This is a genomic window from Paraburkholderia dipogonis (assembly GCF_046027395.1).
Taxonomy (GTDB): Bacteria; Pseudomonadota; Gammaproteobacteria; order Burkholderiales; family Burkholderiaceae; genus Paraburkholderia; species Paraburkholderia dipogonis_A.
Genome location: NZ_JAQQEG010000033.1, coordinates 102162 through 109572 on the forward strand (window position 1 = coordinate 102162; position 7411 = coordinate 109572).

The following is a 7411-nucleotide window of genomic DNA, read 5'->3' on the forward strand; positions in this document are numbered from 1 at the left end:
TCTCGCCTTACTTAGAGATGGTTTGCGTAACCGTGATCTGGCGTGCGACGCCGTCATAGCGAAGCGTGTATTTCACGTCGACGTCGTCGGCCGGCTTGAGCGCGTTCGGAACCACTGAGTACTGGAAGGCGGCACCGTTCATGGCAGCACTCGGCTTCAACCAGCCGGCCGTCTGGGCATTTTCGAACTTCGCCTTCAGATAGTCGTTGTATTTCTTGATACAGATCGCCATCGGAAGCTGGATGAACTCCCGGCCGGCCATTACGACGTCTTCGTCGATGCTCGAAGACATTTCAGCGACCGAGATCAGCTTCTTGTACGACACGGTCGTCGTCGCGGAGGTCAACGAATCGGTGAAGACATACAGTCCGCCGCCGTTGTACTTCGTGAACAGGACCGGATTGATCTTCGCGGCTGCGAGGTCGCTCAGTTCGTTGTTGCTCGGCGTATAGATCTGCGACATGTTCGTGCGATTCAGCGGCCATGCCTTGCCCGCGATCGGATAGTTCTTGGGCGCGAAGCCGTTCGCGTCCGTCTGTGCGTTGCGAGCGCACGAGCGGGCAATATTGAACGTCGAGGTGCCAAATACCGAATTTCCGTTGATTCCGGTCGGGTCTGCGCTTTTGATCGGCGACCAGTACACATGGCAGTAGTAGTCTTTCGTCCCGACAAGACTCAACTGTGCAACCCACGCAATTGCCTGCGCCGGCGTCAGGGTGCCCGGAACGTCGAGTTTGAAGCAAGTGTTCACGTTGTACGCAAGATTGCTCAACTGCGAGAGCAGAGCGACCGCCTGGGAGCCGCACGATGCGATGTAGCCGTAATCGAGTGGCGTGAACTGCAGGGCGTTCACAGCTTTCGTATAGTCAGACGTCGCATACGTGAAGCCGCCCTCGTTGAAGTACTCCAGCACGTCCGACGTGGACCACTGGTCTAGTCCGTTGACGTCCCGGCCATAAGCGTCTGAATTGGGTACAACGGTTGCGCCGGCACCGACGACGATCACCATGGCGTCAGTCAACGCCGTAACCACGTCCGGCAGGTAGAGGCTGTTGCCAAAGTCGTCGACTGCCGTCGGGTCCAGCGACGCTTGAATGTCGCCGAAGATATTGACGTCGTTCGGATCGAGCAGCCGAAACGTGATCGACGGATTCGCGATCGGGTTCCCGTTGTCGTCCGTCAACTCGTCGGCGTGGTACGAAATCTTCGCGCCGTCGTTGTAGCATTCGAGATGGCTGACGGAGAACAGGAAGCTGCCCGGCTCTGTCGCGGCGACCGAATACGTCGTAGTCGTGCCGCCGACTGCCGTTAGCGGCGGCGCTGACGTATAGCCAGTACCGGCGGCGATGAGCGTCAACGCAGTAATGACGCCTGCCACGACCGTCGCTTTGAGCACAGCGCCCGTACCCGGCCCACCGATCTGAATGGTGGTGTTTGCCGGATAGTTCGTGCCGCCGTTTGTAACAGTCCCACCGGTGACGGCACCCGCAGCGATCGTCGCGACGAGGACGGCACCAGAACCTACTGCGGCGGTGACAGCAACCATCATCTGGAGAACTGCAGATGCCGGCACCAAACGCTGGATTGCCGCCCGCGTAGCGCCATTGTTCAGGGCTTCGACAACATGGACGTATGCCTCGTTCAGAGGCGTGACACGCATCGACTCACCCGGGCCCAGTTTTGCGCTGACGGTACCGGCGTCGACATAGAACGGCTTGTCGATCCGGCCGCGCGTGGCGCGCATCACGGTACCGAAGATCTGGTCCGTGTTGGTGGGCGCGAAGCCGTCGGAATTGTCGAGGACCGGGTTGAGTTGAATTCCCGGTTGTGCGCCAAGCTGGCGGACGAAGGGTGCGGCCATGTGATCCTCTCCTTATGCCGCCGGCGACTGAGCGCCCGCAGTGTTTTCATTTGCAGGCGGCACCGGCGCCGAGTCTTGCGCCGGATCTTCTGTCTGCTTTTCGCCGGCTGCTGTCGCCGCTTCGACGACTGCAGGTGCCGCGTCTTCGCTGATCTCTTCGATCAGGACCGCCGGGTTGTACTTGTGGATGTTCGCGAGGGCCTCGGCGTCTGCTTCCAGCCGCTTCAGTTGGTCTTCGTTTGCGAACTTGAATTCGTCGGAGTTCTTCTCACCATCTTTCGGTACGCGCGTGTTACCGATCAGGTACATGCCGAGCTCTGCGAAGACAAGTGCGATCGGCATCTGGTTGGTCACGCGCAGCTTGCGCGGGAACGAAAGAGCTTCGACCGCGTCGCGATCGGCGGTCGCATCGGGCGTCGCGTTCTGCGTGGTCGTGCCAATCTTCACGGATTTGGTACGGGACATATCTGCTCCAAATGGTGTACGTATGCCCGGCCTGACTGCGACCGGGCCACTTCGCCGATGACGGTTAGAACAGGTTGGAGACCGTGATCAGCGCAACACCCAGGGACGACGGGCCATGCGGGTTCACGCTGGTAAAGCTGCGCGCGTAGTACGCGTTACCCGACACGTATTGCTTCGTGAAGGCGGTGGGGATCACCGTCGGCGGTACGGCGTCGCCCAGAACAAACGGGCAGCGCGCGACTTGCGTCGAGCGACCGATACACAGGATTTGCGCGGTCGGCGAACCGGCAGCGCCTGCGACAACCTTCGGTGCGTAATAGACTTCGTACTTGCCGAACAGGCGACCGAGGCGATAGATGCCCGGCTTGGCGACGATGCCCGACGGCTCAAACAGTTCGCGCGGAAGGGCGATGATCTGCGCCATCACGTTGGTCGGCACGTAGATGTGCGTGATGCCATGGTCGATCGTGTTGTTCGCCATGTCCTGGTCGGCTGCTCCGAGGACCGCGGAGAAGTCTTGCCAGACTTGCGCGCGGGTCTTCTGCTCGCCGAACGTGGTCCATGAGAAGTTGAACGTGTACGGCGTCAGCTGCGACGCGATGCGCATGGCCTTGAGCAACACGTTGTAGTGCCGCTCGTTTGCCGCCTGGTTGCGGACCGCCATCAGGGATTCCGCAGCCGGGTCGAGTCCCAGTTCGTTTGCGAACTGCGTACGGCTATCGACCGACTGTTGCGTCAGGACGCGCCAAGGGCTGGCGTACAGCTTGAACGCCGTTGCATTCGTGTTGATGTACGGCACGAGGTCCGGCGCAAGTTCATAGTCCATGAACCCTTCGACGACCACGGGCGTATTCGCGGGGAGCGCGGCGCTCGGTGTGATGATGACGGCGCCGGTCGCGTACGTGATCGAACCGGTCAGGTTGTAGGTCGTGCCAGCGATGGTCACCGAGCCCACGAGCGTACCTGTCGCCGGGGTTCCGTCCACTGGCATCTCGGAAACGCACGGCAGACCATTCACGTAACCGATGATGCGACCGCGCAGCAACGTTGCAGCCGGGGAAGCCTGATTGCAGTGTTCCGAATCCGTCTGAACCGTCGTGAGAAGGCCATCATACGAACCTGAGTTCGCACCGGACGTTTCCAGCGTGAGGGTGTGGACGCGTTGTGCGGATGCGTACATGCCGCCGCTGTTGATACCGTCCATGTTGGCGTTGGCCGCGTACTGGCCGTACGTCTGACCGGCCGAGTGCGAAACGATGATGAGCTTCGCTTCGTTCGACCCAATGTCTGTCGGCAGATAGTTCGCGACCGGAATCGCTTCGGCGATCGCTGCCGTGATTGCGATCACGGCGCGGTTCGGCTGCAGGGAGAGCGGATCGCCGCGGACGGACGATGCCGAGTCGAGGCTGTATTTCTTGGCAGCGGCGTCCGTCGTGGCGTAGCCTTGATGCAAGGCCCACTCGATCACATCGGCCGTCGGCGCGACGCCGTGCTGGCGTTCGTAGGAGTTGCAACCGTCGAGAATGCCGCGCAGCAATGCGCCTTCTGTCTCTTTCGGGAGTTCATCGAAAATCGCACCGAGCGATTTCGGGACTTCGCGACCCGATTCACTCTTTGCACCAGCAACGAATTCATCCGCTGCGGCCGAGTCGAAGGTCGGGCCCTTCTGCGTTCCGCGCAAACCGTCGACGAAGTCTTCGATCTTGCGGGTGGCGTCATTGCTGTAAATTGCGCGTGGCATGTCGTTCCTCTATGGAAGGTGGGTTCGCCTATAGCGCAGGCGTTACCCGCGCGTTCTGCCAGACCATTGTCAGCAGTGCGACATGCCTTACTTGCGCGCTTTTTCCGATTCCTAGCGGGTGCCGTTTCGGCGTTTTGCAGCTTGAATGCGTTCGTAATCGTCGCGGCATTCAATGCAGCAAAAGTGATGAGAGAGTGCGATGGACTCGCCGCACTCATTGAGACACATGCCCTTGCTATCGGGTAGCTTTGGCACTGAGCGTTGGCGCGAGAGGGCGCACTCGAGCGTGAGCTCGGTGAGCCCCTCGGCTTGATCTCCTAGGTCTGGCATCAGGCTTCCAACTCCTGTTTAGCCATCGCGATCGACTCATTGAGCGACGCCAGTCTGGCCCGCAATGCGGCCTCGACTTTCGGCGCAGCCATGCGAATGGTGGCGGGGACAACTGCCTGCGTCTTGGTCAACGCGTCCTGAAACGCGGCGCGCCCGTCGTCCATGGCCTTGACCATCTCGGCCATTGCGGCCTCTTGGTCGTCTTGGGCCTTGAGAGGCAGGGCCTTGCCGTTCAGCAGCACCGAGAATATGTCGCCGCTTTCCTTGACGAGCAGAGTAAGTTTCTGGCCGTCGGCGAAAGTGACGTCAATCGTCTTGTAGGCAATGTCAGACGATGTCCGGATCTGCGGATCGACTGTCGTCTGCACGACTTGCTCGCCGGCGCCTTTGAAATAGAGTGAAAGCGCTTGTTCGGCAGCACTGCTGTCGAGGTCTTCGAAGTTAAATATGAGAGTGCCCATGAGGGTTCCTTATTGCGGATCGTCGGTAAGGCTTCCTGTACCGTTTTCCTTGTGCTTGTGTGTCGAACCGACGTTGACGCCGTTGTTCTTCAATGCGCCAGTGAATCCAACGTCGCCGTCGATATCGGATGTGTTCGTTGATCCGCCGCCGGTACCCGATCCGAACATCCCGGACAGGAACGACAGAAGCCCTTGGAAGATTCCTTGGCCGCTGAATTTGGCAACCGGCGTGTTCACGATGAGTTGCGTCGACGCATTGATCGTGAGCGTCTTCGTATCGATCACCATGTTGTCGCCTGCGATCACATGAACTTGCGTATCTGCGTTGAGTTCGATGTTGGCATGATGCCAACGACGAGTTCCGCTCGGGTTTCCAGACCGCGGGTTGCGATAGCCGGTGATGATCGGGTACCGCGCGTCGCCATTCTCGAATGCGAGCCAGACGGGATCGCCGGCCAAGATCTCGATTTCAGTGTTGTGCGCGCTGTTCGCGGACTTATCCCCGATCGGATATTCAATCTCGGCCTCTGGCAACTGAGTCGCGCCGTCCGTGATTCCTGGTATCTCGACAGTACATATCCGCGTGTCGGGGTTGTAACTCGCGACTACGCCGGGGACGCGTTCGGGCAACCTCATTGGAGACCCCCGAGCCAAAACTTCGAATACGCATTGGCGCCGCTTCCGTCCGAGCCAGTCTGGTAGACGTGCGCCGCGGTAACGACTGCGAAAGGGGTGTCAACAACAGTGATGACCTGTCCTGCATTGATCGCGGGGGCATAGGGCGACTTGAACTGTCTTCGCATGATCAGGACTTTTGTCATGTTGGCAAGAGTTCGCACGTCCTGACGCGGCATGTAGAATGCCGCCCGCGCTTTGGTGCGATTGCCATAGGCGAAATTGCCAGTGTCGTCAGTCGAGTAGAAGAACGGCACTTCGTGGCGCTGAAGGAAGCTGCTCTGCAGATCCGTCGTTGTATCGGTGATGAGCTTCTTTACCGGTGCCTGCTTCATCAGGTCATCCAGGCGGATGAATTTCAACTGCTGCCCGGTCCAGAAGACGACGCCGCCTTCCTCCTGAAGCACCTGCGCAATTGCAAAACTCGGAACACTGCCCGTGTAGCAGGCAAATCGATCGATGGTGAAATCGGCATTGACCTGAACGCCCGCGCCGCATGCGCGATAGATCGCGCTCAGCGACGTGGAGGACATGATTACGGCTGTCTGACGCTGAAAGCAGACGCCGGCGCACGTCTTAATCGCTGCAATGAAGGAGGACGTCGCGTAAGGTCGTGAACCCTGTACCGCCGATACATTATTGTTGTCGTGCGTTTTGATGACCTGAAACTCGACGTTGTCACGGCCGGCGACAACGGTATCTCCCTCTTTGACCGCGGTGGAGGCATCCACACGCAGCGTGCATTCGAGCGTCATCGGAACCGGCTCAAGGGAGCTTCGAATCACGGCAGACACAATCAGGTCGCCGCGCACCAGTTTCCCGCCGATGATGATATCCACGGTCTACACCGAGATGACGGGCTGGACGAAGGCGTTTCCGGGAAGCGCGAGTTCGGCCCGCTCGATATCGCCGTCTATCTCGGAACTCGATCGCCCATAGACATCAGACCCGAATGCGCGTGTCGCCTCCAGATACAGCGCTTGTTCGCGCTCGACATACAGCAGAAAGAGCGGGCGGATCACCGACCACTCGCTCTGCGAGATGATTGTCGTTCCATCGACCCAGTCGACCGGCGCGAGTGGCGAGCCTGCCACAATTGGGGGATCGACGCGCCCGAACCCGAACGGCAGGCCATATACGGCCGGCGTGAAATACTCGTCGATCGTCCCCGGTGCGTCCTCGCCCCAGTTGGGCGCTTCGCAATTCGGAGGTGGAGTTGGCGTGGGCGGGTCGAGCGGCAGCAAGCTGGCAATTGGACCGTAGCCCGCGTATTTGCGAGCGGCCACAATCGCCTGCTGGGTGACGATCGCCGGATCGAGGACGGTGCCGAGTGGGCGATCAGTCGAGAGAAATTCGCTCGCCAGCGTGGCGAGCGTCTTATCCGTCACGTGATGTTCCCCGGCACTACTTCGCCGAAGTAGTGGTAGAAGAGGGTGCCGGACAACGTGAGGATCGACCCACGGTTCTCCCAGTTCCGCTCCGCCGGCTCGCACGACAGGAAGCAGTCCACGATGTTGAGGTAGAAGCGATACTGGTCGGTGGTGCCGTTGTACACCTTGCCGTTGAATCGGCCGCCGGCAGCGATCATCTGCAGCAGCATGTTCGCACCCGAGCCAGCGACGGTTTCCTGAATCGTGACCGCACCCTGTTGATTGACCTTGGCCTGTTGCGGGATCTGCTGTGCGATGCCGAGCGGCATTGCCACTTCGATTTCACCGCCGCTGGTCAGAACCGGCCACGGGAAGCCCTGGACGATGAGCGCCATGGATTCGAAGCCAGCGAACTCGATCATGGCGTCGCTGGAAATGGCCTTCTGGCCGATCGCATTCGCCGTGTCGTAAATCTGTTTCAGGTATGTCGCGTTTGAGACGGTCATCT

Annotated in this window: 8 protein-coding genes; all 8 read right to left on the bottom strand. The window is 59.8% G+C overall.

The window, feature by feature from the left end; genetic code table 11:
* Positions 1-7 precede the first annotated feature (7 nt).
* On the bottom strand, positions 8-1861 hold the full coding sequence (locus PQR32_RS29835) for a hypothetical protein (protein WP_408235513.1): 1854 nt from the start codon (positions 1859-1861) through the stop codon (positions 8-10).
* A 12-nt stretch (positions 1862-1873) separates the two neighbouring features.
* Positions 1874-2326 carry a hypothetical protein gene (locus PQR32_RS29840; RefSeq protein WP_408235516.1) on the bottom strand — a complete coding sequence of 151 codons (453 nt, stop codon included), beginning with the start codon at positions 2324-2326 and terminating at the stop codon, positions 1874-1876.
* Between the two features lie 64 nt (positions 2327-2390).
* Positions 2391-4067: a hypothetical protein gene (locus PQR32_RS29845; RefSeq protein WP_408235519.1), complete on the bottom strand. Its 1677-nt coding sequence runs from the start codon at positions 4065-4067 to the stop codon at positions 2391-2393.
* 329 nt (positions 4068-4396) lie between these two features.
* Positions 4397-4858, bottom strand: coding sequence for a defense against restriction DarA-related protein (locus PQR32_RS29850; RefSeq protein WP_408235522.1), 462 nt, complete (start codon positions 4856-4858; stop codon positions 4397-4399).
* Between the two features lie 9 nt (positions 4859-4867).
* On the bottom strand, positions 4868-5494 hold the full coding sequence (locus tag PQR32_RS29855; protein WP_408235525.1) for a hypothetical protein: 627 nt from the start codon (positions 5492-5494) through the stop codon (positions 4868-4870).
* Positions 5491-6372 (bottom strand): hypothetical protein, encoded by an 882-nt coding sequence (locus tag PQR32_RS29860; RefSeq protein WP_408235528.1) that lies wholly within the window; start codon positions 6370-6372, stop codon positions 5491-5493. Before PQR32_RS29860 ends, PQR32_RS29855 begins: the two co-directional genes overlap by 4 nt.
* 3 nt (positions 6373-6375) lie before the next feature.
* Positions 6376-6921 (bottom strand): hypothetical protein, encoded by a 546-nt coding sequence (locus tag PQR32_RS29865; protein WP_408235531.1) that lies wholly within the window; start codon positions 6919-6921, stop codon positions 6376-6378.
* The coding region (locus tag PQR32_RS29870) for a hypothetical protein (protein WP_408235534.1) at positions 6918-7411 on the bottom strand (494 nt) is incomplete at its 5' end. The genes PQR32_RS29870 and PQR32_RS29865, both read right to left, overlap by 4 nt.